The sequence below is a fragment of the Mycobacterium sp. E3251 genome, assembly GCF_001666835.1.
Lineage (GTDB): Bacteria > Actinomycetota > Actinomycetes > Mycobacteriales > Mycobacteriaceae > Mycobacterium.
On the sequence record NZ_LZJF01000201.1, the window covers coordinates 39,421 to 65,933 of the forward strand.

22 protein-coding genes and 1 tRNA gene are annotated in these 26,513 nt (G+C 67.9%); 8 read left to right on the forward strand and 15 right to left on the reverse strand.

Annotated elements, in window-relative coordinates:
- Positions 1 to 1,737: an ABC transporter ATP-binding protein gene (locus tag A5697_RS26165; RefSeq protein WP_068012655.1), complete on the reverse strand. Its 1,737-nt coding sequence runs from the start codon at positions 1,735 to 1,737 to the stop codon at positions 1 to 3.
- Positions 1,734 to 4,319, reverse strand: coding sequence for an ABC transporter ATP-binding protein/permease (locus A5697_RS26170; protein ID WP_068012657.1), 2,586 nt, complete (start codon positions 4,317 to 4,319; stop codon positions 1,734 to 1,736). The genes A5697_RS26165 and A5697_RS26170 overlap by 4 nt, the downstream gene beginning before the upstream one ends.
- A gap of 157 nt (positions 4,320 to 4,476) precedes the next feature.
- Here A5697_RS26170 and A5697_RS26175 point away from each other — a divergent pair, with 157 nt between their 5' ends.
- Entirely contained in the window at positions 4,477 to 4,902 is a 426-nt protein-coding gene (locus tag A5697_RS26175; RefSeq protein WP_067950972.1) for a thiol-disulfide oxidoreductase DCC family protein, read from the forward strand.
- Here the strand turns inward: A5697_RS26175 and A5697_RS26180 are convergent.
- Positions 4,899 to 5,207 carry a hypothetical protein gene (locus A5697_RS26180; RefSeq protein ID WP_067950973.1) on the reverse strand — a complete coding sequence of 103 codons (309 nt, stop codon included), beginning with the start codon at positions 5,205 to 5,207 and terminating at the stop codon, positions 4,899 to 4,901. The two genes, A5697_RS26175 and A5697_RS26180, sit on opposite strands and share 4 nt — an antisense overlap.
- A 74-nt stretch (positions 5,208 to 5,281) precedes the next feature.
- Positions 5,282 to 5,364, reverse strand: a tRNA-Leu gene (locus A5697_RS26185).
- Between the two features lie 97 nt (positions 5,365 to 5,461).
- Between A5697_RS26185 and A5697_RS26190 the strand changes: the two genes are divergently transcribed.
- Positions 5,462 to 5,842, forward strand: coding sequence for a hypothetical protein (locus A5697_RS26190; protein WP_067950974.1), 381 nt, complete (start codon positions 5,462 to 5,464; stop codon positions 5,840 to 5,842).
- Positions 5,839 to 6,180 (forward strand): DUF3817 domain-containing protein, encoded by a 342-nt coding sequence (locus A5697_RS26195; RefSeq protein WP_068012658.1) that lies wholly within the window; start codon positions 5,839 to 5,841, stop codon positions 6,178 to 6,180. The genes A5697_RS26190 and A5697_RS26195 overlap by 4 nt, the downstream gene beginning before the upstream one ends.
- Positions 6,181 to 6,247: 67 nt before the next feature.
- Here A5697_RS26195 and rdgB read toward each other — a convergent pair whose 3' ends face one another.
- Positions 6,248 to 6,847, reverse strand: a complete 600-nt coding sequence (gene rdgB / locus A5697_RS26200) for an RdgB/HAM1 family non-canonical purine NTP pyrophosphatase (protein ID WP_068012660.1) — start codon at positions 6,845 to 6,847, stop codon at positions 6,248 to 6,250.
- A gap of 209 nt (positions 6,848 to 7,056) precedes the next feature.
- Between rdgB and A5697_RS26205 the strand changes: the two genes are divergently transcribed.
- Complete coding sequence (locus A5697_RS26205) at positions 7,057 to 8,157, forward strand: ferritin-like domain-containing protein (protein WP_068012662.1); 1,101 nt, start codon at positions 7,057 to 7,059, stop codon at positions 8,155 to 8,157.
- Between the two features lie 37 nt (positions 8,158 to 8,194).
- On the opposite strand, the gene rph is transcribed toward A5697_RS26205, so the two are convergent.
- From rph to clpS, 7 genes are all read right to left on the reverse strand, one after another.
- On the reverse strand, positions 8,195 to 8,974 hold the full coding sequence (gene rph, locus A5697_RS26210; RefSeq protein WP_067950978.1) for a ribonuclease PH: 780 nt from the start codon (positions 8,972 to 8,974) through the stop codon (positions 8,195 to 8,197).
- Between the two features lie 34 nt (positions 8,975 to 9,008).
- A complete protein-coding gene (locus tag A5697_RS26215) occupies positions 9,009 to 9,791 on the reverse strand; it encodes a cyclic nucleotide-degrading phosphodiesterase (protein WP_067950979.1) in 783 nt (260 codons plus the stop codon).
- 127 nt (positions 9,792 to 9,918) lie between these two features.
- Positions 9,919 to 10,746 carry a glutamate racemase gene (gene murI / locus A5697_RS26220; protein ID WP_067950980.1) on the reverse strand — a complete coding sequence of 276 codons (828 nt, stop codon included), beginning with the start codon at positions 10,744 to 10,746 and terminating at the stop codon, positions 9,919 to 9,921.
- Entirely contained in the window at positions 10,743 to 11,417 is a 675-nt protein-coding gene (locus tag A5697_RS26225; protein WP_068012663.1) for a rhomboid family intramembrane serine protease, read from the reverse strand. The genes murI and A5697_RS26225 overlap by 4 nt, the downstream gene beginning before the upstream one ends.
- A gap of 36 nt (positions 11,418 to 11,453) precedes the next feature.
- Positions 11,454 to 12,506, reverse strand: a complete 1,053-nt coding sequence (locus A5697_RS26230) for a P1 family peptidase (RefSeq protein WP_068012666.1) — start codon at positions 12,504 to 12,506, stop codon at positions 11,454 to 11,456.
- Entirely contained in the window at positions 12,503 to 13,084 is a 582-nt protein-coding gene (locus A5697_RS26235; protein ID WP_067950983.1) for a DUF2017 domain-containing protein, read from the reverse strand. Before A5697_RS26235 ends, A5697_RS26230 begins: the two co-directional genes overlap by 4 nt.
- A 24-nt stretch (positions 13,085 to 13,108) precedes the next feature.
- Positions 13,109 to 13,414: an ATP-dependent Clp protease adapter ClpS gene (gene clpS / locus A5697_RS26240; protein WP_067950984.1), complete on the reverse strand. Its 306-nt coding sequence runs from the start codon at positions 13,412 to 13,414 to the stop codon at positions 13,109 to 13,111.
- 67 nt (positions 13,415 to 13,481) lie between these two features.
- On the opposite strand from clpS, the gene A5697_RS26245 reads away from it, so the two are divergent.
- Positions 13,482 to 14,795: a nicotinate phosphoribosyltransferase gene (locus tag A5697_RS26245; RefSeq protein WP_068012668.1), complete on the forward strand. Its 1,314-nt coding sequence runs from the start codon at positions 13,482 to 13,484 to the stop codon at positions 14,793 to 14,795.
- Positions 14,796 to 14,809: 14 nt separating this feature from the next.
- Positions 14,810 to 16,816, forward strand: coding sequence for an ATP-dependent DNA helicase (locus A5697_RS26250; protein WP_068012669.1), 2,007 nt, complete (start codon positions 14,810 to 14,812; stop codon positions 16,814 to 16,816).
- A 2-nt stretch (positions 16,817 to 16,818) separates the two neighbouring features.
- On the opposite strand, the gene glgP is transcribed toward A5697_RS26250, so the two are convergent.
- Positions 16,819 to 19,458 (reverse strand): alpha-glucan family phosphorylase, encoded by a 2,640-nt coding sequence (glgP, locus tag A5697_RS26255; RefSeq protein WP_068012671.1) that lies wholly within the window; start codon positions 19,456 to 19,458, stop codon positions 16,819 to 16,821.
- Positions 19,459 to 19,850: 392 nt separating this feature from the next.
- On the opposite strand from glgP, the gene A5697_RS26260 reads away from it, so the two are divergent.
- A complete protein-coding gene (locus A5697_RS26260; protein WP_231972188.1) occupies positions 19,851 to 21,965 on the forward strand; it encodes an alpha-1,4-glucan--maltose-1-phosphate maltosyltransferase in 2,115 nt (704 codons plus the stop codon).
- A 1-nt stretch (position 21,966) separates the two neighbouring features.
- Entirely contained in the window at positions 21,967 to 24,162 is a 2,196-nt protein-coding gene (gene glgB / locus A5697_RS26265; RefSeq protein ID WP_067950991.1) for a 1,4-alpha-glucan branching protein GlgB, read from the forward strand.
- Positions 24,163 to 24,166: 4 nt separating this feature from the next.
- On the opposite strand, the gene A5697_RS26270 is transcribed toward glgB, so the two are convergent.
- On the reverse strand, positions 24,167 to 25,090 hold the full coding sequence (locus A5697_RS26270; RefSeq protein ID WP_068012675.1) for a tetratricopeptide repeat protein: 924 nt from the start codon (positions 25,088 to 25,090) through the stop codon (positions 24,167 to 24,169).
- Positions 25,091 to 25,264: 174 nt separating this feature from the next.
- Positions 25,265 to 26,458 (reverse strand): acetyl-CoA C-acetyltransferase, encoded by a 1,194-nt coding sequence (locus A5697_RS26275; protein ID WP_067950994.1) that lies wholly within the window; start codon positions 26,456 to 26,458, stop codon positions 25,265 to 25,267.
- Positions 26,459 to 26,513 lie beyond the last annotated feature (55 nt).

The following is a 26,513-nucleotide window of genomic DNA, read 5'->3' on the forward strand; positions in this document are numbered from 1 at the left end:
CTAGTCGGCGAGAATCCGCCAGTCGGCGGCCTCATGCTGCTGGCGCCAGAACTCGTTGAAACGCCCACCCGCCGCGAGCAATTCGTCGACCGCTCCGTCCTCGATCACTCGGCCGTCATCGAGGAACAGGACGCGGTCGGCGTGACTGATGCTGGCCAACCGGTGCGCGACGATCACTTGAGTGCGTGAGCGGGGATCGAGGGTGAGCGCGTCGACCACGGCGGCCTCGTTCTCGGTGTCCAGGGCGCTGGTCGCCTCGTCGACCAGCAGTATCGGCGCCGGCTTGAGCAGTGCGCGCGCGATGCTGACCCGTTGGCGTTCACCACCGGACAGCGCGGAACCGGCCTCGCCGACGATCGTGTCGGCGCCGTCGGGCAGGCGTCCGATGAGTTCGTCTACGCGGGCGAGGGCTACAGCCCGGTTGAAGTGGCCATCGTCGGCGCCGGGATCCCCGGCGAGCACATTGTCGCGGATCGACCCGTGGAACAGGTACGGATGTTGGAATACCACGCTGCTCACCGCCCGGCGGGCTTCGGCGTCCAGAGTCGCCGCGTCGACGCCGTCGATCAGCACCCGGCCGCCGGTGGGTTCGTGCAGCCCCGCGATCAGCGCCAGAATGGTGCTCTTGCCCGATCCGGACGGTCCGACGATCGCCGTGGTGGTCCCCGGCGCCAAGGTGAAGCTCACTCCGTCGAGCACCGGCACGGTTGCTCCATCATACCGGAACTCAACGTCGTCGAATTCGATGCGGGGTGCCGCGGCGACGGTCAACGCGGCGGCTCCGGAGCTCACCAAGGGCGCCGTGAGCACGGAACGAATGCGCTCGAGCGTGGCGCGGGTGCTCTCCAACGCCGGTGCCAGCTCGCTGATCGTGGTGAACGGCTCGAGATACCGAACGATCACGACGATCAGCGCGATGGCCTCCGGGATCGTGACCGTCCGGTTTACTGTCAGCGCCGCGGTCGCCCCCGCCAGCAGGATCAGGGAGAGCTGGCTGGCAAGGCTGAACAGCAGCTGGCCCGGGATCTGCATGGACAGCAACCGCATGGTCGCGCCGTGCTGTGCGGCCAGCGCGTCGCCGACCAGGCTCCGCGCGGGCTCAACCCGCCGCGCGGCCCGCAACGCCTGCTGGGTGCGGGCGAACTCGATGATCCGTTCGGTGAGGGCACCATTGGCCTCGTCGGCGGCGGCGTCAGCGCGCCGCGTCAACCGCGCCGACGCCCACAGCGCCCCCAGCAGCATAGGCACGCCGCCCAGCGCGGCCACGCCGAGCTGCCATGAGATGGGCAGTAAGGCCAGCCCGATGGCCGCGGGCAGCAGGATGGCGGAGATCAGCGGGGTCAGCAGGTTGACGACGAGGCCGACCAGTTCGGGCCCGGTGGCGGCGATGGCCTGCCGTGCCGTCGCGGTGTGCTCGGCGGTGAACCAGTCCAGCCGCACGCCGGGCAACCGGTCCGCTACATCGTGCTGGCTGTGGTCGAGCACGGCAAAGCCGAGCCCGAAGCCGATGCGCGCGGTCGCCGTGTCGATCACCCATCCGATCACGGTGGCGGCGGAGAGCCAGCCCAGCCACATCAGCGCGCGGTGCGGGGCGTCGCCGAACAGGGCGCCCACCAGGGGCACCAGCAGGACGGTGGCCACCGCCCGCACCACCACGGAGAGCACGGCGAGCGCGGCGTAGACGATCACGCTCGCTCGGCGATCCGCGGGCACCAGGCCCAACCACGTGCGGATCATGGCGCCCCCTCCTGAGCCGTGCTGGCCGCGACCGGGTCTCGACGGCCACGCTCCCACAGCCGTCGATACCGACCGTCGGCGGCAAGAAGCTCCTCGTGGGTGCCGAGTTCGGCGATCCGGCCGTGGTCGAGCACGACGATCTGGTCGGCTCCGGTGATGGTGTGCAACCGATGGGCGATCACCAAAACGGTGCGATCCTGGGTCAACCGGTTAAGCGCCTGCTGCACAAGGTATTCCGACTCCGGGTCGGCGAATGCGGTGGCCTCGTCGAGGATCAGCACCGGGGTATCCGCCAGGATCGCCCGGGCGATGCTCAGCCGCTGTCGTTCGCCGCCGGAAAGGGCGGTTCCCGCGCCGAGCACGGTGTCGTAGCCGTCGGGCAATCGCATGACCCGGTCGTGGATCTGCGCCTGACGCGCCGCCTCCTGGATTTGTGCCGCGGTGGCATCGGGGACCGCCAGCGCGACGTTCTCCGCGATGGTGCCGTGCACCAGCTGCGTCTCCTGCAGGACGAACCCCACCTTTGCGTAGAGCTCGTCGGCGGTCATGGCCCGGATATCCTGTCCCCCAATGCGTATCGCGCCCTGGTCGACATCGTGAAAGCGGGCCAGCAGGGCGGCCAGTGTCGACTTGCCGGACCCAGAGGGGCCCACGAGCGCGGTGACCGTGCCAGGCCGCAGCGTCAGCGAAACGCCCCGGATCACTGGAACATCCGGTCGATAGCCGAAATTGACCTCGTCGAACACCACTGTCGCCGAGGAATCTCCGGACTGCTCCTGCTCTCGCACGTCGAGCTCGGGTTCGTCGAGCGTGTTCTGCAGGCGCCGGGCGGCGAGCATGCCGGCGCTGATACCGCCGACCCCGTACGCGATCCCGAGCAGTCGCGCACCGAAGGTGGTGCCCAGCAACAAGAATGGCACGAGATTCACCGGATCCATCCGCCCGGTGACGGTGAGCAGGGTGCCCGTGAGTGCGATCAGCCACAGGAATGTCGATGGGCGGGTGACCAGGTCCATGAGCGTTTTCTTGCCGGCCAGCGGGCGCTGCCAGGAGACCAGGAATTCGACGTACTCGTCCAAGCGGCGCCGGAAGCTGGACGCGGCCGCGCCGCCGAAGACGCGGATCACCGGCTGGCCTTCCAGGTAGGCGCCGGCCTCGCCGCTCATCTTCTCGGCCCAGCGCTGTGATTGGGGGATGCGCGGGCCCGACTGAATGGTGAGCGACGACGTCAACACCAGGTACACCAGGACGGGCAGGAATAGCACGAGCGCAACGCGCCAATCGACGACGAACAGGTAGACCAGCACCGCGACTGGTGCGATGGTCGCCGCGACCGCGTCGGGGATGGCGTGGGTGACCAGATAGTGCAGCGACAGCGTGTCGTCCTGCAACAGCTGCTTGATCGAGCCCGATCCGCGAGCGGTAAACCAGCCCAGTGGCAACCGAGATAGCTTGCGCAACAACCGCGAACGCAGGTCGGCGGCGAACCGCGCGTCGACGACGTGCAGCCACAGCGTCAGGCCGGCACCGAGCACCGTTCCCGCTCCCAGCAGCGCGACCGCGGCGATCCCGACGTCCCAGAGTCGCGACGCGGGCGCCCCGGCGACCAGCAGCCGCGACAGCTCGACCAACAGCACGAACGGTGCCAGCTGCACCACCGTGATGACGGCCTGCAACACACCGGAGAGGATCAGCGCCAAGCGCAGCGGCGCGAGCAACCGGCCGCCACCCTGGGCGCGCCAACTTCCGCGGGCCACGGGGGCGGGCGCGTTGTCGGGCGGGTTTAGTCGGGAAACAGCCTCGGGGACAACGCTATTCACCGGCTCCGGCTCGTCACCGCGGCGGGTTCCCATCGCGCGCCCGGCACTCCAGTACGCCTGGGCATGTACTACCGACTTGGGAAAGCCGAATTCGTCGCGCAGCCGCGTCCGCACGTGCTTGAGCACCGTCGCTTCAGGCGTGGCCCACGCGTACCAGTTGGACCAGTCCCGGTTATCAATCGCCGCGGCAAGCGATTTCTCGTCGCGTCGGACCACCCAGTGCACTTGCAGGCGAGGGTGTTGGGTGATCGGGATCAGGACGTCGTTGTCGTCGTGCTGCTCGAGATACATCTCGATCGGGACGTCGTCGGGGACGACCCCGATGATTCCGTTCATGCCCGGGATCGACGCCGAGTCGCCGATCAGCAGATAGCCGGCCGGTTGTTCGCCGGGCACGTCGAATCGCGACGAGCCCATCAGCGCCATGACGGCGATCGTGGCGCCGGGCTGAACGGTGCGCGCCCACTTCGACGCCGGTCCGGCGGGCTCGTGCAGCACGATGTCGACCGCGAAACGGCCACTGGAAACGTCCGCCTCGGAAATCGTGTAGGCGCGCTGGAACTCGGTGCTGGATCCGTCCGGGTCAGGAAACCAGAACCGCAGCCACGCGGCGGGCTCGGCGTCCACGTCTTCGAACAACGTCGGTGACGTCATGCGCACCCGCACGAAATGCGGCGCAATCTGGACGGTTTCGGTCACCGTTGCGGCGTGGTCACGTGCGCCGAAGCTTCGCAACATCACACCGGAGAACCCGCGCGCCATCAGCGGTCCTTTCCTGCGGCGCTCAACTCCGCGACGACTTGACCGAACGGGGGCCCGGCGGACCCGCCATTCGATAAGTTACCGCACAAACTAAGGATTGCCTTACCAAAGGTCAACTCGTAGTCGGTGTGGCTGTTGGGCCAGTAGCCTGGAAAGCGTGAGCAGCGAAACGGTGCCGCCCGTGTTGCTGTACGACGGGGTCTGCGGCGTATGCAACGCGGCGGTGCGCACCATACTTCGGTTCGATCACCATGGCACCCTGCGCTTTGCGGCGCTGGACAGCGACTTCGCCCAAGCAGTGTTTGCCCGGCACCCGTCCATCAAAGACGTGGACTCCGTGGTGTTCGTTGACGAGCCCGACCAGCCGGGAGAACGCGTCGCAGTGCGGTCCGCAGCCGCGTTGCGGGTCGTGGATTACCTTGGCGGGCCGTGGAAGCTGCTCGAGGTTGCCCGCGTCGTCCCCACCCCCCTACGTGACTGGCTCTACGACAGGGTCGCAGACGTCCGCTACCGCATCTTCGGCAAGTACGACACGTGTCCGCTGCCGCCGCCGGAGGTTCGCGCGCGCTTTCTGGACGCCTAGTCGATAGCCAGGTCGGCCTCGGACTCTTTGCGCTTCAGCTCGGCCAATTTGCGGTCTTCGGCGGCGAATTCACGATGGTGAGCCGCCGACTCGCGGTGCACGCCTACGTGCGACACGCCTTGTTCGACGGCGCTGTCTTGCACCCGCGCAACTTGTTCGTGTTTGCGGGCCGATTCCTCGAAGCTACGGGCCGCCGAGAGCCCGGCGTGTGCAGCGCGTTCGCGAGCGGCCGCGGCTCTGCGTTCGGCGCGCTCTATGTCTCGTGCGGTGACGGCTTCATCGCGTTGTTGGTCTCCGGTAGCCATGGCGTCTCCTCGTATCCGTGCACTGCATGTACCCCGCACGGAGGGTTTGACGCTTCGCGATCGCGAAATAAGGGTGCGGGCGGAGGGACTCGAACCCTCACGCTCTTTCGAGCACCGGCACCTAAAGCCGGCGCGTATGCCATTTCGCCACGCCCGCAGCGTGCCGATCGTACCGCTCAGGTCGCGAACGGACCCGGCGGTCGCACGCCGCGACGAATTCGTCGGACCCAAACCGTGAGCGGTACCTTCGAGGGGTGTCCACCACCCATCGTCGCAGGCCCGCGCTGATCGCCTTGGTGATCGTCGCGGCGTGCGGTTGCCTGGCGCTGGGCTGGTGGCAGTGGACCAGGTTCCAGTCCGTCTCGGGCAGCTTCCAGAACCTCGGCTACGCACTGCAGTGGCCGCTGTTCGCCTGGTTCTGCGTGTACGCGTACCGCAAGTACGTCCGCTACGAAGACATGCCGCCGGAGCCTCGGCAGGACGTTGCCGACACAGAGATACCCGCCGGCTTGCTGCCCGAGCGCCCCAAACCGAAGCAACAGCCGTCCGATGACCCCGCGCTGGCGGAGTACAACGCGTACCTGGCCGAACTTGCCAAACAAGACACCGAAAAACAGAACAGGACCACCGCATGACCACACCGGAAAGACCCGCGTCGGCATTCCCCGTGGAGAAGATCCGCACCGCGTTGCTCGGCTACCGGATCATGGCGTGGGCGACGGGTCTCTGGCTGATCGCGCTGTGCTACGAGATCGTCTCGCATCTCGTCTTGCACCACGAGATCCGCTGGATCGAGGTGGTCCACGGCTGGGTGTACTTCATCTATGTCCTGACGGCGTTCAATCTGGCGGTCAAGGTGCGGTGGCCAATTCCCAAGACGATCGGTGTCCTCCTTGCCGGCACCATCCCGCTCCTGGGCATCATCGTCGAGCAAGTCCAGACCAGGGACGTGAAGGCCCGTTTCGGCGTGTAGGGCTCGAGTGCGCGGCTGGCTTCACACTCGAGGCCGAGTGTGCGGCTGGCTTCACACTGGGCAGGTACTAGGGCAGGTCGCGCAGCGCCGGCACTAGCAACGCGAGGGCGCGGCCGCGATGGGAGACCGCGTCCTTCTCCTCGGGGCTGAGCTCGGCCGCGGTGCGGTCGGAACCCGCTGGAATGAAGACCGGGTCGTACCCGAAGCCGCCGTCCCCCCGCGGTTCCCGGGCGATGCTGCCGAGCCACTCCCCGCGGACGACGACCTCGCCGGACGGTCCCGCCAGGGCGCAGGCCGACACGAACGCCGCGCCGCGCCGTTCGTCGGGCACGTCGCGCAACTGCGCCAACAGCAGCGCGGTGTTGGCGGCGTCGTCGCCGTGGTCACCCGACCAGCGCGCCGACAGCACGCCGGGCATGCCGTTCAAAGCGGCCACCTCCAGGCCGGAATCGTCGGCGACCGCAGCCAGGCCCGTCGCGGCGAATGCATCCCGCGCCTTGGCCAACGCGTTGTCCTCAAAGGTCGCGCCCGTTTCGGGCGCCTCATCGAAGGGCGGCACATCATGCAAAGAGACCAGCCTCAAGCCGGTCAGGCCGGCCGCGTCGAGCACCCGGCGTAATTCGGCCAGTTTCTTCCGGTTGCGGCTGGCGACCAGAAGCTTGGTCACCGGTCAATCCGGAACATGGCCATTACCTCCGCACAGCGACCTATGCATACGGCAACAAACTAGCCGGAGTGCTACGCGGAGCTCATCTGCGGCTCATCCAGCCGATCAAACCGACTCACTTCAGCAGGGTTGACAGCGCCGCCGCACGCGGCGCACTGTGATACGTGTCATATGACCACTGGTCATACCGGGCAGAGAGGCGGCAACTCATGACCACGAGGGACAAGTACACCGAGGTGCCAGACCCCTACTCGTGGGAGGTTCCCAGCGCCGGCGACGCGCGCTTCACCTGGGAGTACGACGACGGCCGCGCCCGACTCCTTTCCCTGTACCAAAAGGGAAAGGACAAGCAGTGGGACGCCCAGTCGCGCATCGACTGGACGCAAGACGTCGACCCGACGAACCCACTCGCGCTGCCCGACGAATTTCATCCGCTGTTCGGCAGCCCGATGTGGGATGCCGCAGGTGACGCGGGTCGCGCCGAGTTGCGCCAGCACTTCCAGGCCTGGCAACTCTCGCAGTTCCTGCACGGGGAGCAGGGAGCGATGGTGTGCGCGGCCAAGATCGTCGAGGTCGTCCCGGACCTGGACGCGAAGTTCTACGCCGCCACCCAGACCATGGACGAGGCCCGCCACGTCGAGGCATTCGGGCGGTTCCTGCAGGACAAGGCCGACCTGGTCTACCCGATCAACAAGCATCTGACCGCCCTGCTCGACGACACCCTGCGCGATTCGCGATGGGACATGCCCTACCTCGGCATGCAGGTACTCATCGAAGGGCTCGCACTGGCCGCCTTCGGGGTGATGCGAGACATGGCGGCGCCGGACTCGCTGGCCAAGCAGTTGCTGGCCTACGTCATGCAGGACGAGGCCCGCCACGTCGCCTTCGGCCGAATCTCGCTGAAGGATTACTATTCCGGGCTGACCGAGTCCGAGCGGGGCGAGCGTGAAGAGTTCGTCGTGGACGCCTGCTACCTGATGCGCGACCGGTTCCGCGGCGAAGAGGTTTTCGCGACCCTCGGCATGGACGTTCAAGAGTGTGCCGATTGGGTCGACACCTCTCCGCTGATGATCCAGTTCCGCTCGCACCTGTTCAGCCGCATCGTGCCGATCGTCAAGGACATCGGGCTGTGGGGCGAAAAGGTACAGAAGGCGTTCAGGGAGATGGGTGTCCACGACCTGGCCGACTCCAACATCGAGGCGTTGATGAAGGCCGATGAGGATCAGGCCGAGGCGCTGGACAAGGCACACGCCGAGATGGCTGCCCGGGCCGTCGAGGTGGACGAGGTGATCGCGGCGGGCGCGAGCTAACCCAAGTCTGGTTTGGCGCTGGCGGCCAGAAGCTTGGTCAGCTGCCGAACGCCTTCGGCGGTGCAGAGCCCTCGGGCAGCTCACCGGGATACGGCAGCGCCAACGCCTCGCGCTGGGCGGCGAACAACTTGTCGCAAGCGGCCAGCGCCACGTCGAGCAATTTGTCCAGCGTCGAACGCGGGAACGTCGCGCCTTCGCCGGTGCCCTGGACTTCCACGAGTGTCCCGGTGTCGGTGGCGACGACGTTCATGTCGACCTCGGCCCGCGCGTCTTCCTCGTAGGGCAGGTCCACCCGGATCCTGCCGTCGACCACCCCGACGCTGACCGCCGCGATGGCACACGACAACGGGCGCGGGTCGGACAGCTTGCCCGCCGCGGCCAGGTAGGTCACGGCGTCGGCCAGGGCCACGAACGCGCCCGTGATGGCGGCGGTGCGGGTGCCGCCGTCGGCCTGCAGGACGTCACAGTCGACGGCAATGGTGTTCTCCCCCAACGCCGCAAGATCGATGCAGGCCCGCAGCGACCGGCCGATCAGCCGGCTGATCTCCTGGGTGCGCCCGGACAGCCGTCCCTTCACGGATTCGCGATCGGAGCGCGTATGGGTTGCCGACGGCAGCATCGCGTACTCGGCGGTCAGCCATCCCAGCCCCGACCCCTTGCGCCAGCGCGGCACCCCATCGGTGACGCTGGCGGTGCACATCACCTTGGTGTGGCCGAATTCGATGAGTACCGACCCCGCCGGGTGGTCGGTGAATCCGCGGGTGATGACTACGGGGCGAAGCTCGTCGTCAAGGCGGCCGTCTTCTCGTCTGGTCACCCGGTAACCCTAAGCCAACTCACGCGCGGCTTGCTCAGACCCTTTCAGAGCGGCGGATATCGAAAGATTCGCCGCACACCACCGCATGCACGGGGCCGTCGAACTCGGCCTTGGCCTCGCTGATCACGTCCTCGCGGGACGTCCACGGCGGGATGTGGGTCAGCAGCAGCTCGCGAACGCCGGCCTGCGCCGCGATCCGGCCGGCCTCGGTGCCCGACAAATGCAGAGCGGGCGGGCGGTCCGGCGAGTGGGTCCAGGAGGCCTCGCAGAGGAAGACATCGGCGTCCCGCGCCAGCTCGACGAGTTGGTCGCAGACGCCGGTGTCACCGCTGTAGACGAACGAGGCGCCGGTCGAATCGGTGATCCGCAGGCCGTACGACTCGGTCGGGTGGGCGACCACCCGCGGCGTCACCGTGAGCGAGCCGAGCGTGACCGGTTCGCCGTCGACCCAGTGCCGAACGTCGAAAATGTCTGAGCAGTCGTCGATTTCACCGCCGTACGGCGATGACGCCGCGCCCAGCCGGGACCAGGTGTCGCCGGGCCCGTACAACAACGCCTTGCCGTCCGGCCGCGAGGGGTGGTAGCGCCGCCACACGAACAGGCCGGGCAAATCGAGGCAGTGGTCGGCGTGCAGATGGGACAAGAGCACGTGCACGGAGGCGGGATCGGCATAGCGCTGGAGCGCGCCCAGCACGCCGCCGCCGAAGTCGATGACCATCGGCGGTGTATCCGGTGCCCGAAGCAGATATCCCGACGCGGGCGAATCCGGCCCTACCACGCTGCCCGAGCAGCCGAGCACGGTTATTCGCACGGACACTACTGTGCCATGCCCGATAGGACCGTGACGAAAACATCGCCGCATTGGTGTGATGAGAATCTCGCCATCGGCACGTGGCGATCGTCAGCGCGGCGAAGCCGGGCGAGACGGGTCGCCATGATCCTCACTAGTCGATCCGCACGTGGTGAACGGGTTGCACGCCGGTGACGGCAGGACCGAGGAATCGCGCGGCCAACTTGGTGAACGCCTCGGGGTCGCCGGTGGCTTCGAAGACTCGGGAAGGCGGGGCGGCGTCGGGATCGTCCGGGTGCGGACGCAGCAAATCGCGCTCGGTGAGTACGCGCAGTACCTCCTTGGCGGTTTCCTCGGCGCTGGACACCAGCGTCACCTGCTCGCCCATCGCCAGCTGGATCAATCCCGACAGCAGTGGGTAATGCGTGCACCCGAGCACCAGGGTGTCGACCTGGGCGCGTTGCAGCGGCTCGAGGTAGCCCTCGGCCAGCCCGAGCACCTGGCGCCCACTGGTCACCCCGCGCTCCACGAAGTCGACGAAGCGCGGGCAGGCCACGGCGGTGATCTCGGTGTCGCGGGCGGCGGCGAACGCGTCCTGGTACGCGTGCGAGTTGATGGTCGCGCGGGTGCCGATGACACCGATGCGCCCGTTGCGCGTCGTGGCGACGGCACGACGCACCGCCGGCAGGATCACCTCGACGACCGGTACGTCATACCGCTCGCGGGCGTCCCGCAGGCAAGCCGCGGACGCGGTGTTGCACGCGATCACCAACGCCTTCACCCCGCGCCCGACAAGGTCGTCCCCGATGGCCAAGGCGTGCGCGCGGACCTCTGGGATGGTGAGCGGACCGTATGGCCCGTGGCCCGTGTCGCCCACGTAGACGATGTCCTCGTCGGGCAATTGGTCGATGATGGCCCGCGCGACGGTCAGCCCGCCGACGCCGGAGTCGAAGATCCCGACGGGCGCCAACGGCGACGTCATGTCTTGGGACGCGGCGTGGCGGCGCCGGCTTTTCTCTTCGCCCGGGCTTTGCGTTCGGGCGCGGACAACCAATAAGCGGCGACGACGCCGGCGATCGCACCGCACAGGTGCCCCTGCCACGAGACGCCACCGCATCTGCCGAGCACCGGCATGGCGCCCAGCAGCACTCCGCCGTAGGCCAACAGAACCACCAGCCCGATCGCGATGTCCGCGAACCTGCGCACGAAGATCCCGAACACGAGCAGGAAGGCCAGCCAGCCGAAGATCAGGCCGGAAGCCCCGATGTGATCGGTCGGTCCGCATGAGCTGCCCACGTCCCCGATCAGCCAAGTACCGAAGCCGCCGAGGATCCACACGATCGCGGTGGCCCAGACGAACCGGCTCAGGCCGGCGAGCGTCATGAGGAATCCCAGCACCAACAGCGGCACCGTGTTGGCCATTAGATGTTGCCAACTCGCGTGCAAGACCGGGGAGAAGACGATCCCCCATAGCCCGTCGGCCTCCAGCGGTCTGATGCCGTTCTCGTCCAGGGAGTGCCGCGTCAGCTGGTCGATGAGCTCGATGAGGTAGAGCAGCGCGACGAAGGTGAGGATCGTGGCCGCGCCGACCACCCACGCGGGACGCTTCGCAGACGTCGCCGGTGTGCCGGGGCGCCCGGTGGTCTTACCCATAGCTGCAGGTTACCGGCGCGAACTGAGGAGAACTTCTCATCGGGCAAACGCCCCGGGCAACACGTCGCGATAGGTCGGTATGCCGGCTACCGAATCCGCGGCGAACACGCCGATCAACACCGCGCGCGCCAGACAATCGGCCGCCGCGGCACCGACCTCCGCCGCCAGCCGCATCTCCGGCGAAAACGAGGCGGGCGCGTCCGGCGGGGGCGGCACCTCTACCGCCCCGGTGGCCAGCGCGAACACGGTGTCGCCGTCGTACGGGGTGTGCGCCGGCCGGACCGTACGGGCCAGGCCGTCCTGCGCGGCGACGGCGACGCGCCGGCACGCAGCCGCGCTCAGCGCTGCGTCGGTCGCCACGACGCCGATGACGGTGTTGAGCGGGGTCGCCGCGGTCGGCAACTGCGCGAAGGCGTCGATCTCCTCCGCCGGCGGTGGTCGCAACGCGAATTCCTCGATCAGGTCCGCCATCCATGGCAGGCCGGTGGCCCGGTCGGCGACCTCGCCGGCCGAGTTCACCACGACCACCGCGCCAACGGTCGCCCCGCACGGCAGCGTCGTAGCAGCCGTCCCGACCCCGCCCTTCAATACCCCGGCCCGCGCCCCGACGCCGGCGCCGACGTTCCCGACGGCCGGCGCACCCCCGCCGCTCGCGGCGGCTTCGCAGGCCAGGTAGCCGAACTCCGCCGTCGGGCGGCGATCCCAGCCACCGACCGGCAGATCGAAGATCACGGCGCCGGGCACGATGGGCACCACCCCGCCGTCCATCGCCACGCCGCGTTCGCGTTCTTCCAGCCAGCGCATCACGCCGTCGGCGGCGGCCAGACCGTAGGCGCTGCCGCCGGCGAGCAGCACCGCGTCGACGTAGCGGACGGTGTTGGCGGGATCCAGCAGGTCGGTCTCCCGGGTACCGGGCGCGCCGCCGCGGCAGTCGACGGCCCCGACGGTCCCCGGCGGGGTCAGCACGACGGTGACGCCGCGCGCCCATCCGGCGCCCATGGACGCGTCGGGGTCGAGTCGATGATGGTGACCGATGCGGATGCCTCCGACGTCGGTGATGGCGTTCGCCCGGCCGCCGTCGGTGCTCATCGGGACCCCATGAGCACCAGGACGAGGTATTCCTGCAAGACGGTCAACCACTGGTACACGTCGAAGTGCACGGCCAGCGGGTGGTCGGCGGGCAGCCGCTCCGGCCCCTCCGGCCCGACCTCGAGCATCACCCCCAGCGTCAGCCGAATGTCGTTGACCGCCGCCACCCAGGCGTTGGCATCCTCCTCGGTCAGATCGAATCGGCCGCCGTCTTGCGGAACGGTGTCCAACATCCGCTGCGCCGCAAGACGTTTGGCGCCGATGATCTCGGGCTCGTGCAGGCTGCGCAGCGCGGCGTTGAGGCTATCGGCGGCGTCGGAAGCCGACGGGTCATCGTCGTCGGGATGGAAAAAGTCGGGCAACAGCCGGCGCAGGGTCGGGTCCTTCGGCGGATCGCTGTTTCCGGTCTTTATGCCGGTGATCTGCTCGAGTTCGTCTGCGGGCGAGGATGATTCACGCTCGTCGAGCAACCCGAGCATGGCGGTTGCCAGGTTCTTCAGCAGGGCGGCCTCGTGCGACGCCAGGGCGGACCGAAAACGGGGACCGTCCGCGGTCTCGACGCGCTTCCATTTGCGCACAGGTAATCGCCGCAGCCCCGAGTGTCAGCGGTCCTGCTGCAGCGTCGCCCACAGCCCGGCGGCATGCAGCTTGGACACGTCGACTTCCATGGACTCCCGGCTGCCGGCCGACACCACCGCCCTGCCTTCGTTGTGCACCTGCAGCATCAGCTTGGTGGCGTGCGGCTCGCTGTAGCCGAACAACTTCTGGAACACATACGTCACGTAGGTCATCAGGTTGACCGGGTCATCCCACACGATCGTGACCCACGGACTCGCCGTGACGTCTACCGGAGCGGACTCGCGTTGTCCTGTAGTGCCCGGCTTAGTGGGCGCTGACATAACAACCATGGCCCCCAGGATACCGAGGGACCGATGAGGTTTCCGAGCCCCCGATGCCAGCCGATACCGTTATGGAATGAACGACCCGGTCGTGACTGGGCTGCTTACCGACAAGTACGAGTTGACGATGCTGGCGGCGGCGCTGCGAGACGGTACCGCCGATCGCCCGACGACCTTCGAATTGTTCGCGCGCCGACTACCCGAGGGGCGTCGCTACGGCGTGGTGTGCGGGACCGGGCGCCTGCTCGAAGCGTTGCCGCAGTTCGGCTTCGACGATGAGGCGTGTCAATTGCTGGCGCAATTCCTGGATCCAGATGCCTTGCGCTACTTGCGCGATTTCCGGTTCCGCGGCGATATCGACGGCTACGCCGAAGGTGAGCTGTACTTCCCCGGCTCTCCTGTGTTGTCGGTGACCGGCACGTTCGCCGAGTGTGTCGTGCTGGAGACGCTGGCATTGTCGATCTTCAATCACGACACGGCGGTCGCGTCGGCAGCGGCGCGAATGGTGAGCGCGGCCAGGGATCGTCCGCTGATCGAGATGGGGTCGCGGCGAACGCATGAGCACGCCGCGGTCGCCGCGGCGCGTGCGGCCTATATCGCCGGCTTCGCCGCGTCCTCCAATCTCGAGGCTCAGCGCCGGTACGGAATTCCCGCGCAGGGCACGTCGGCGCACGCGTTCACCATGCTGCACGCGACCGAAGAGCCCGCCGAAGTGACCGAACTGGCCGCCTTCCGCGCGCAGGTCGACGCGCTGGGTGTCGACACCACGCTGCTGGTGGACACCTACGACGTGACGACCGGCGTGGCCAACGCCGTGGCCGCCGCCGGGGAGTCGCTCGGCGCGGTCCGCATCGACTCCGGGGAATTGGGCGTGCTGGCCCGCCAGGTCCGCGAGCAGCTCGACGGCCTGGGAGCCACCGGGACCCGCATCGTGGTGTCCGGCGACCTCGACGAATTCTCGATTGCCGCGCTGGGCGCCGAACCGGTGGACAGTTACGGCGTCGGCACGTCGCTCGTGACGGGTTCGGGCGCGCCGACAGCGAACATGGTCTACAAACTGGTCGAGGTCGACGGAATGCCGGTGCAAAAGCGCAGCAGCCACAAGGAATCCCGCGGCGGCCGCAAGGAGGCGCTGCGCCTGACGCGCACATCCGGGACCGCCACCGAGGAGCTGGTGTATCCGGCGGGCCGCCGGCCCCCGGTCACCGAGCCGTCCCGGGTGTTGACCGTCCCCCTGGTCCGCGGTGGTGACGTGGTGTCCAAACCGAATGTGGCCGCGGCGCGTGAACTGGTAGCTTCCGGGCTGCGCAGTCTGCCCTGGGAAGGGCTGAACCTCTCCCACGGCGAACCCGCGATCCCGACCACGCTGATCCCCGCCGGCCGCCGGTAGCAGAGCAAAAGGGGCTGACCACGTCCGAAGTGTCCGTGCCCGAGTTGCTGGCCGTCGCCGTGGCCGCGCTCGGCGGCAGTGAGCGTAGCGGCCAGCTCCAGATGGCCGACGCCGTCGCGCGGGCGTTCGCCACCGGCGAGCATCTCGTCGTGCAGGCCGGTACCGGCACCGGAAAGTCGCTGGCGTACCTGGTGCCCGCAATCGTCCGCGCCATCGACGACGACTCGCCCGTCGTCGTGTCCACGGCCACCATCGCGCTGCAGCGACAGCTCGTCGATCGGGACTTGCCCAGGCTGATCGATTCGATCGCCGACGCCCTTCCGCGCCGCCCGCAGTTCGCGCTGCTCAAGGGGCGCCGAAACTATCTGTGCCTGAACAAGATTCACAATGGCGGCGCCGAGGCCGAGGAAGACCCCGGTGACCGGCCGCAGGAGGAGCTTTTCGATCCCATCGCGGCCACCGCCCTGGGGCGTGACGTCCAGCGGCTCACCACCTGGGCGTCGACGACCGAGTCTGGCGACCGCGACGACCTGAAACCCGGTGTGCCCGATCGATCCTGGTCCCAGGTCAGCGTTTCGGCACGGGAATGCCTGGGTGTGGCCCGTTGTCCGTTTGGCTCCGAATGCTTCTCCGAACGGGCGCGCGGCCGGGCCGGCGCCGCCGACATCGTGGTCACCAACCATGCGCTGCTCGCCATCGACGCCGTCGCCGAATCCGCGGTACTGCCCGAACACGCGCTGCTGGTTGTCGACGAGGCCCACGAGTTGGTCGACCGGGTGACGTCGGTGGCGACCGCGGAGCTGACGCCGGCCGCCCTCGGCGTCGCGGCGCGACGGATCGCCCGGTTGGTGAACCCCGAGCTGACGCAGCGGCTGGAGGCGGCGACCGCCAACTTCGCCGCGGCGATCCACGACGGCACGCCGGGTCGCATCGACCGCCTCGACGAGGAGCTGGCGACGTACGTGACCGCCCTGCGCGACGCGGCCGGCGCGGCACGCTCGGCGATCGACACCACGAGCGACGCGAAGGCGGCCGCCGCGCGCGCCGAAGCGATAGCCGCCCTGAGCGAGATATCCGATACCGCCTCGCGGGTCCTGTCGTCGTTCGCCCCCGCCATTCCGGATCGCACCGAGGTGGTGTGGCTGGATCACGAGGACAACAGGGGGGCGTTGCGCCCGGTGTTGCGGGTGGCACCCCTGTCGGTCGCGGGCCTGCTGCGCGACCGGGTGTTCTCCCGTTCCACTACCGTGTTGACCTCGGCGACCCTGACAATCGGCGGGTCGTTCGACGCGATGGCCGCGGCGTGGGGGCTGACCGGCGCCGATGCCGAGGTGCCCTGGCGGGGCGTCGACGTCGGCTCACCGTTCGAGCACGCCAAGGCAGGAATCCTCTACGTCGCCGCCCACCTGCCGCCTCCTGGCCGGGACGGCACCGGGTCGGCCGAGCAGCTCACCGAAATCGAAGAGCTCATCACCGCGGCCGGCGGGCGGACCCTGGGGTTGTTCTCATCGATGCGCGCCGCGCGGGCCGCCGCCGAGGCCATGCGCCAACGGTTATCGACGCCGGTGCTGTGTCAGGGTGACGACAGCACCTCCGCGCTGGTGGAACAGTTCAGCGCCGACGAACGGACCTCGTTGTTCGGCACGCTGTCGCTGTGGCAGGGCGTCGACGTTCCGGGGCCGTCCCTGTCCCTGGTGCTCATCGATCGCATCCCGTTTCCGCGGCCGGACGACCCGCTGCTGGGCGCCCGCCAGCGAGCGGTGGCCGCGCGTGGCGGCAATGGCTTCATGGCGGTCGCCGCCAGCCACGCCGCGTTGCTGCTGGCGCAAGGCTCGGGTCGGCTGTTGCGCCGCATCACCGACCGCGGTGTGGTCGCGTTGCTGGACTCGCGGATGGTCACCGCCGGCTACGGCGGTTACCTGAGTGCCTCGCTGCCGCCGTTCTGGCAGACCACCAATCCGGCGCAGGTCCGCGCCGCGCTCGAGCGGCTGCGCACCGCGTCGGAGGGCCTTCCCGCGTGATGTCAGCGGGCCAGAGTGACCAGACCCAGCTCGGTGCTGGAGGAAAGCATCGGGTGGCGGGGCAGCACGCGAACGGTGTACCCGACCGCCCCGGCCAGCGGTAACGACAGCGTCGTCGAGAACACCTGATTGCCGCCCTCGGCGGTCCCGGTATACGACATCTCAACGGTGACCGGATCCAGCAGCGCGTCGCTGCCGTCGACCCTACCCACCACCGCTTGGACCGTGACTTCGTCCGGCGCGAGCCCGTCCAACGCCACGGTGGCGGTCAGGGTCAGCTTGGAGCCGAGCACCGGCGTATCCGGCAGCCCGGTGCTGTCCACATCGGTGATGATGATCTTGGGCCAGGCCTCCTCGGCGCGCCGACGGTAGTCGGCCACCTCGCGTGCCGCGCCGAACTCAGCGCCGTCCGCACCGTCCTCGGCGGGCCCGACGGTCCTGCGCAGCGACTGCGCGGCGTGCGTGTAGTACTGCTCGACGTAGTCGCGCACCATGCGCGAGGCCAGCACCTTCGGGCCGAGTGTCTGCAGTGTGTGCCGCACCATCTCGATCCAGCGTGGCGGCACCCCGTGTTCGTCACGCTCGTAGAACTTGGGCGCCACGGCCTGCTCCAGCAGGTCGTAGAGCGCGCTGGCCTCCAGGTCGTCCCGGCGAGCCTCGTCGGCCACACCGTCGGCAGACGGTATCTCCCAACCGTTTTCGCCGTCGTACCACTCGTCCCACCAACCATCGCGGATGGACAGGTTCAGCCCACCGTTGAGCGCGCTCTTCATCCCGGAGGTGCCGCAGGCCTCCAGCGGCCGCAGGGGGTTGTTCAGCCAAACGTCGCAACCCCAGTACAAGTGCCGGGCCATGGACATGTCGTAGTCGGGCAAGAACGCGATGCGGTGGCGTACCGCCGGCCGGTCGGCGAAGCGCACCACCTGCTGGATCAACGCCTTCCCCCCGTCGTCGGCCGGGTGCGACTTTCCGGCGACGATCAGCTGAATCGGCCTGTCCTCATCGAGCAGCAGGCGTTCGAGCCGCTCCGGGTCGCGCAGCATCAGCGTCAGCCGCTTGTACGTGGGCACCCGCCGGGCGAACCCAATGGTAAGCACGTTCGGATCGAATGCCGTTGCTATCCAGCCCAATTCTGCGTCCGATGCGCCGCGTTCCAGCCAGGATTTCCGCAGCCGCTGCCGGACGTCCTCGACCAGCAGCGACCGCAATTGCGAGCGGATCCACCAAAGATGGCCCGCGTCAACCTGGTTCAGCCGAAGCCAGACGCCGGGATCGCCGAACGAATCCGACCCGGCCAACTCACGCCCCAACTGCAACCATTGCGGCGCCGCCCAGGTGCGCGCGTGAACCCCGTTGGTGATCGACCCGATCGGCACTTCGTCCGCGTCGAACCCGGACCACAGCTCGTTGAACATGGCCCGACTCACCTCACCGTGCAGCAACGAGACGCCGTTGGCCCGCTGCGCCAGCCGCAGACCCATGTGCGCCATGTTGAATTTGGTCGGGTCGTCCTCGGCGCCGAGCGCGAGAATCCGGGCCGTCGGTACGCCTGGCAACAGCGCGGGCGCGCCCTTGCCGCCGGCTTTCTTCTTGCCGGGATCGTCCTCGATCTGGCCGTCGAAGTAGAGCCGCACCATGTCGATCGGGAACCGGTCGATACCCGCGGGCACCGGAGTGTGAGTGGTGAACACGGTGCTGGATCGCACGACGGCGAGCGCGGTGTCGAAGTCCAAGCCGGCATCGGTCATCAACTCGCGGATGCGTTCGGCTCCGAGGAATCCCGCGTGCCCCTCATTCATGTGGAACACCTCGGGCGCGGGCAGGCCTTCGATGGCGGTGAACGCGCGGATCGCCCGCACGCCGCCGATGCCGGCCAGCAGCTCTTGGCGCATCCGGTGTTCCTGGTCACCGCCGTACAGCCGGTCGGTAATGCCGCGCAGCTCGTGCTCGTTCTCCGGGACGTCGGAATCGAGCAGGAGCAGCGGCACCCGGCCCACCTGAGCAACCCAGATCCGCGCGTGCAGCTGGGCGGAGTCGGGAAGCGTCAGCTCGACCAGGACGGGATCGCCGGCGGCATCGGTGAGTAGCCGCAACGGCAGGCCCTGCGGGTCCAGCGACGGGTAAGTCTCGTTTTGCCAGCCGTCGGCGGTCAGCGACTGGCGGAAATAGCCGGACCGGTAGTACAGGCCCACGGCCACCAGGGGCACCCCCAGATCCGAGGCCGACTTGAGGTGGTCCCCGGCGAGGATGCCCAGGCCGCCCGAGTAATTGGGCAGCACCTCGGCGACGCCGAACTCCATCGAGAAGTAGGCGATGGCCGTCGGCATCGCCACGCCTTCGGCTTGCTGCTGCTGGTACCACAGCGGACGGCTCAGGTAGTCGTTGAGGTCGGCTGCCAACTGATCGAGTCGGCCCAGGAATGCTTCGTCGAGGGCCAGCTCGTCGAGTCGTGCCGGATTCACCGCGCCCAGCAACGCCACCGGATCAGAGCCGCAGCGCTCCCACAGGCCGACGTCGATGGTCGCGAACAAGTCCTGGGTCGGCTTGTCCCATGACCATCGCAAGTTGGTCGACAGCTGATCCAGCGCGGCCAGCCGTTCGGGGAGGTGAGCGCGGACGGTAAAGCGGCGGAGGGCTTTCACGCGTCCTTACCTTACTGAGGATTTCGCCCCATGCACGGCGTCGGTGGAGACCGCTTTTCCCGCCGAGGGTGTGACCGGACACTAGGCTGGGTATCGGTTAGTTATTGGGGCCGCAACGGTGCTTCCCCGCAGAGGAAGTTCCCCACGACAGGAAGTTTCGCCAGACGAGAGGCATTCCGCGACGGAGCGCACCGCGGTCTGGCCGCAGACAATCGGAGCCAGTCGGCGAGGTCCGAAGCGGACCGAGGAGGAGCCGGCGAGTCGGAACCAGTCGGCGACGATGCGGTCCGCGAACGCGGACCGAGGAGGAGCCGGCAAATCGGAACCAGTCGGCGACGATGCGGTCCGCGAAAGCGGACCGAGGAGGAGCCGGCAAATCGGAACGGAGTGTTGTGCCTGGTCGTGTCGAGATCGATAACGTACAACCCGTCGTCTCCTGCGGCGCGTATCCCGCCAAGGCCGTGGTCGGCGAGACCGTCCCGGTCAGCGCGGCGGTATGGCGTGAGGGCCACGAGGCTGTCGCCGCGACCCTGGTCGTGCGGTACCTCGGACCGCGTTATCCGCAGGTCAGCGAAACCCGCCGAATCAAAGCGGTCCAGGCCCCGGTAAAGATCGCGACGGAAGTTGACGGTGCGGGAGATCAGCAACGGATCAAGCCGCTGCTGCTGCCGATGACGTTGGGCCTCGAGCCGTACGTCTTCCACGGGCAATTCACGCCCGACCGGGTGGGCCTGTGGACATTCAGAGTCGATGGCTGGGGGGACCCGATCCACTCCTGGCGGCATGGCCTGGTAGCCAAGCTCGAGGCCGGCCAGGGCGAGACGGAACTGTCCAATGACCTCTTGGTCGGGGCAGCGCTGCTCGAGCGCGCCGCCACGGGCGTGCCGCGCGCCAGGCGCGAACCACTGATGGCGGCCGCCACGGCGTTGCGGAGCCCCGGGGATCCGATCACCCGCACCGCCTTGGCCCTGGGGCCGGAAATCGACGAGATCCTGGCCGAGTATCCGTTGCGCGATCTGGTCACCCGGGGCGAGCAGTACGGGGTCTGGGTGGACCGGCCGCTCGCCCGCTTCGGCTCCTGGTACGAGATGTTCCCCCGCTCGACCGGGGGGTGGGACGCCGAGGGCAAGCCCGTCCACGGCACGTTCGCGACGGCGGCCGCCGAGCTTCCGCGCATCGCCGCAATGGGGTTCGACGTGGTGTACCTACCGCCGATCCACCCGATCGGCAAGGTGCACCGCAAGGGCCGCAACAACTCTCCCACCGCCGCTCCCGGCGATGTTGGTTCTCCGTGGGCAATCGGCAGCGACGAGGGTGGCCACGACGCCGTCCACCCGGACCTGGGCACCATCGAAGACTTCGACGCCTTCGTCGCCGCGGCGCGCGAGTTGGGCATGGAGGTCTCGCTGGACCTGGCGTTGCAGTGCGCCCCGGACCACCCGTGGGCCCGCGATCACCGTGAATGGTTCACCGAGCTGCCCGACGGCACCATCGCCTATGCGGAGAACCCGCCGAAGAAATATCAAGACATCTATCCGCTCAACTTCGACAACGACCCGGCGGGCCTCTACGACGAGGTGCTGCGCGTCGTCCGGCACTGGATGGACCACGGCGTCAAGTTCTTTCGGGTTGACAACCCGCACACCAAGCCGCCGAACTTCTGGGCATGGCTGATCGCCCAGGCGAAGAGCATCGACCCCGATGTGCTGTTCCTCTCGGAGGCCTTCACGCCGCCGGCCCGCCAGTACGGATTGGCGAAGCTCGGGTTCACGCAGTCCTACAGCTACTTCACCTGGCGCACGGCCAAGCAGGAACTCACCGAGTTCGGCGACGCCATCGCCGCCGCCGCGGACTTTCGGCGCCCCAACCTGTTCGTGAACACCCCCGACATCCTGCACGCCATCCTGCAGCACAACGGCCCCGGCATGTTCGCGATCCGGGCGGTGCTGGCGGCGACCATGGGTCCGGCCTGGGGCGTGTATTCGGGGTACGAGCTCTTCGAGCACCGCGCGGTGCGGGAAGGCAGCGAGGAGTATCTGAACTCCGAGAAATACGAACTGCGGCCTCGTGATTTCGCGGGCGCGCTGGCCGAAGGGCGGTCGCTCGAGCCGTTCATCACCCGGCTCAACTCCATTCGCCGGTTACACCCCGCGCTGCAGCAGTTGCGTACCATCCATTTCCACGCCATCGACAACGATGCGCTACTGGCCTACAGCAAATTCGACCCGGCGACCGGCGACTGTGTGCTGATGGTCGTCACGCTCAACGCGTTCGGGCCCGAGGAAGCCACGCTGTTTTTGGATATGGCGGCTTTGGGTATGGAGCCCTATGAGCGTTTCTGGGTGCGCGACGAAATCACCGGCCAGGAATTCCAATGGGGGCAAGCAAACTACGTTCGCATCGACCCTGCGCGAGCGGTCGCGCATGTCATCAACATGCCACTCATCCCGCAGGAGTCCCGAATGACGCTGCTCCGCAGGCCACCAAAAGGACCGGAGGGATTGTGACATGAGCCAAGCAGACCAACTCGCCAGGACGCACCTGGCGCCCGACCCCGCCGACTTGTCGCGCCTGCTGGCCGGCACGCATCACAACCCGCACGGGATCCTGGGCGCCCACGAGTACACCGACCACACCGTCATCCGGGCGTTCCGCCCGCATGCGGTCGAGGTCGTGGCGCTCGTCGGAGACGACCGTTTCCCGTTGGAGCACATCGAGTCCGGCCTGTTCGCCGTGGCGCTGCCCTTCACCAACCTGATCGACTACCGGCTGCAGGTGAAATACGAGGGTTCCGAGCCATACACCGTCGCCGACGCGTACCGATTTCTGCCCACCCTGGGCGAGGTGGACCTCTTCCTGTTCGGCGAGGGCCGTCACGAGCGACTCTGGGAAGTCCTTGGCGCGCACCCTCGTTCGTTCACCACGGCCGACGGCGTCGTCAACGGCGTGTCGTTCGCGGTGTGGGCGCCCAACGCCAAGGGCGTCAGCCTGATCGGCGAGTTCAACGGCTGGACAGGCAACGATGCACCCATGCGGTCGCTGGGCTCCTCGGGCGTGTGGGAGCTGTTCTGGCCCGACTTCCCCGCCAACGGCCTGTACAAGTTTCGCGTGCATGGCGCCGACGGCGTCGTGACCGACCGCGCCGATCCCATGGCGTTCGCCACCGAAGTGCCGCCGCACACCGCGTCTCGCGTGACGCGCAGCGAATACACATGGCAGGACGCCGAGTGGATGGAACGGCGCGCTCAGCTCAACCCGGTGTTCGAGCCGATGAGCACCTATGAGGTCCACCTCGGCTCGTGGCGGCCCGGACTCGGTTACCGGCAACTGGCCGAGGAGCTGACCAATTATGTGGTCGAGCATGGGTTCACCCACGTCGAGTTGCTCCCGGTCGCCGAGCACCCGTTCGCCGGGTCATGGGGTTACCAGGTGACGTCGTACTACGCGCCGACATCGCGGTTCGGCACACCCGACGAATTCCGGGCGTTGGTCGACGCGCTGCACAACGCCGGCATCGGCGTCATCGTTGATTGGGTGCCGGCGCATTTCCCGAAAGATGCATGGGCGTTGGGACGGTTTGACGGCACCCCGCTTTATGAACATGCCGATCCTAAGCGTGGCGAGCAACTAGACTGGGGCACTTACGTTTTCGATTTCGGGCGCGCCGAGGTGCGTAACTTCCTGGTGGCCAACGCGCTGTATTGGCTCGAGGAGTACCACGTCGACGGGTTACGGGTCGACGCCGTTGCCTCCATGCTGTATTTGGACTACTCGCGCCCCGAGGGCGGCTGGACGCCGAACATCTACGGTGGGCGGGAAAACCTGGAGGCCGTGCAATTCCTGCAGGAGATGAACGCCACGGTGCACAAGTCGGCCCCCGGCATCGTCACCATCGCCGAGGAGTCGACGTCGTGGCCCGGTGTCACGCGCCCGACCAACCTTGGCGGCCTTGGCTTCTCGATGAAGTGGAATATGGGCTGGATGCACGACACGCTCGACTACATCAGCCGCGACCCGATTTACCGCAACTACCACCACCACGAGATGACGTTCTCGATGCTCTACGCATTCAGCGAGAACTACGTGCTGCCGATCAGCCACGACGAGGTCGTGCACGGCAAAGGCACGCTGTGGGGCCGCATGCCGGGCAACAACCACGTCAAGGCGGCCGGGCTGCGCAGCCTGCTCGCCTACCAGTGGGCGCACCCCGGCAAGCAATTGCTGTTCATGGGCCAGGAATTCGGCCAGCGCGCCGAGTGGTCGGAGGAACGCGGCCTGGATTGGTGGCAGCTCGACGAACAAGGCTTCTCGAACGGCGTGCTGCGTCTGGTGCGCGACATCAACGACATCTACCGCAACCACCCCGCGCTGTGGAGCCAGGACACCGTCCCCGACGGCTACTCCTGGATCGACGCCAACGACTCGGCCAACAACGTGTTGAGCTTCCTGCGGTACGGCAGCGACGGCTCCGTGATGGCCTGCGTCTTCAATTTCGCCGGCAACGAGCACAGCGGATACCGGCTCGGCCTGCCGTCCGCCGGCCGTTGGCGCGAGGTGCTCAACACCGACGCCACCGACTACAACGGGACCGGCATCGGCAACATGGGTGGTGTCGATGCCACCGAGGACCCGTGGCACGGGCGACCCGCATCGGCGGTGCTGGTGCTTCCGCCCAATTCGGCCTTGTGGCTCGAGCCCGAGTAGGCCGTCAGTAGAGCGCGTTGGCGAGGTTGCGCCGTCCGGCGACGACCTCGGGGTCGGCAGGATCGAAAAGCTCGAAAAGCTCGATCAATCGGGTGCGCACCTTGGTCCGGTCGTCCCCAGATGTGCTGCGCACCAAAGCGATCAGGCGATCGAAGGCCGCGCTCACATCCTGATTGAGGATTTGCACGTCGGCGGCGGCGAAGGCCGCATCGATGTCGCTCGGTGCCGCGTCGGCGGCCGCGAGGGCATCCGGCGAGTGGGTGGTGGCGCGCTTGAGGAAGTCGATCTGCCGGATCGCGCCCTTGGCTTCGACGCTGCCCGGATTGGCATCCAAGATCGCTTGATACGAGGCTCTCGCCACCTCGAAATCACCCGCCTCGAGCTGTTCACGGGCGGCGGCCAGCTCGGGGTCGACCTCGTCGGGGTCCGCGGAACCGCCTGGGCCCTTGAGCTTTCCGGCCGTCGCAGAGAGAAGCGAGTCCACCCAGCCCCGCAACTGCTCGGGCGGCTGCATCCCTTGGAAGCTGGAGAGCGGCTGCCCGGCGGCCAGAGCCACGACGGTCGGCACCGCGTCGACACCGAATATCTGGGCCACCCTTGGCGCCACGTCGACGTTGACCGTGGCCAGGGACCACTTGCCGTTGTCCTCGGCGGCCAGGCCGGACAGGATGTCGACGAGCTGGACACATGCGTCGCTGCGTGGCGACCACAGCAGCACCACGACCGGCACTTCCTCGGACCGGAGCAGGACTTCGGTTTCGAAATTGGCTTCGGTGATCGCGGTGACGCCAGGACCGGCCTCAGCGGCCGGCGTTGCACCGGCGCCCGTCGCGCCGGCCGGCGGCTGTTGCTGGGCCCGCTGCTTGAGGCCGGATAAGTCGACCGCACCGGCCATCGCCGGGCCTATCGAGGGTCGCGGACGCGTCACGTCGTCAAGTTTGTCATGCGCATCGGTGACCTATCCACCCGGTGGCGAGGACGTCCGGGCCAGTCCAGAGGGCGCATGGACGGGCCCCGACCGGGCATATGACCAAGATCACAAAAATTCCCGCACGTCAGGAGCCAGCAACCTCGCGCGTGGGCGCGAGCGCCCCCGGGCGAGCTACTTTGCCCGCAGAATCAGCGCGTCGCCCTGGCCACCCGCGCCGCACAGGGCGGCGACGGCGTAGCCGGAGCCGCGGCGGGCCAATTCCAGCGCCGCATGCAGCGTGATCCGAGCGCCCGACATGCCGATGGGATGCCCGACGGCGATCGCACCGCCGTTGACGTTGACGATCTCGGGATCCAACCCGAGTTCGCGGGTCGATGCCAGCGCGACCGCCGAGAACGCCTCGTTGATTTCCACGACGTCGAGCTGGTCGACGGAGATGCCCTCGCGGCTGAGGGCTTTCTTGATCGCGTTGGCGGGCTGCGACTGCAGAGTGGAGTCCGGCCCGGCCACCACACCGTGGGCGCCGATTTCGACCAGCCAGGTCAGGCCGAGCTCTTCTGCCTTGGCCTTGTTCATCACCACCACGGCGGCCGCCCCGTCGGAAATCTGCGACGCCGAACCGGCGGTGATGGTGCCATCGCGACGGAAGGCCGGCTTGAGCCCGGCCAGCGACTCGGCGGTGGTGTTGGCGCGGATCCCCTCGTCCTCGGTGAACTGCAGCGAATCACCCTTGCGCTGTGGGATGTTGACCGGCACGACTTCGTCGGCGAAGACGCCGTCCTTCCACGCCGCGGCCGCCTTCTGATGCGACCGCGCAGCGAACTCGTCCTGCTCCTGGCGGGTGAATTGGTCCACGTCGTTGCGCTGCTCGGTGAGCGCGCCCATCGGCTGGTCGGTGAACACGTCGTGCAGACCGTCGTAGGCCATGTGGTCGAGGACCGTGACGTCGCCATACTTGTAACCCGCCCGGCTGTCCATCAGCAAATGAGGCGCCTTGGTCATCGACTCCTGGCCCCCGGCCACCACCACGTCGAACTCGCCGGCACGAATGAGCTGGTCAGCGAGCGCGATGGCGTCGATGCCGGACAGGCACATCTTGTTGATGGTCAGCGCCGGAACGTCCCAGCCGATGCCGGCCGCAACGGCCGCCTGGCGCGCGGGCATCTGGCCGGCCCCGGCCGTCAGCACCTGCCCCATGATCACGTACTCGACCAGGCGACCCGGCACTTGAACATTCGGGAAAGCCTTCTCCAGCGCGCCGGCGATCGCGATGGCACCCAGGTCGCTGGCCGAAAAATCCTTCAGCGAACCCATCAATTTGCCGATCGGCGTGCGCGCTCCAGCAACGATCACCGACGTCGTCATGAAAACCTCCTAGGGGTCCGTGGACGGCCGATTCGGCCTCCCGGAGAAGCGCAAT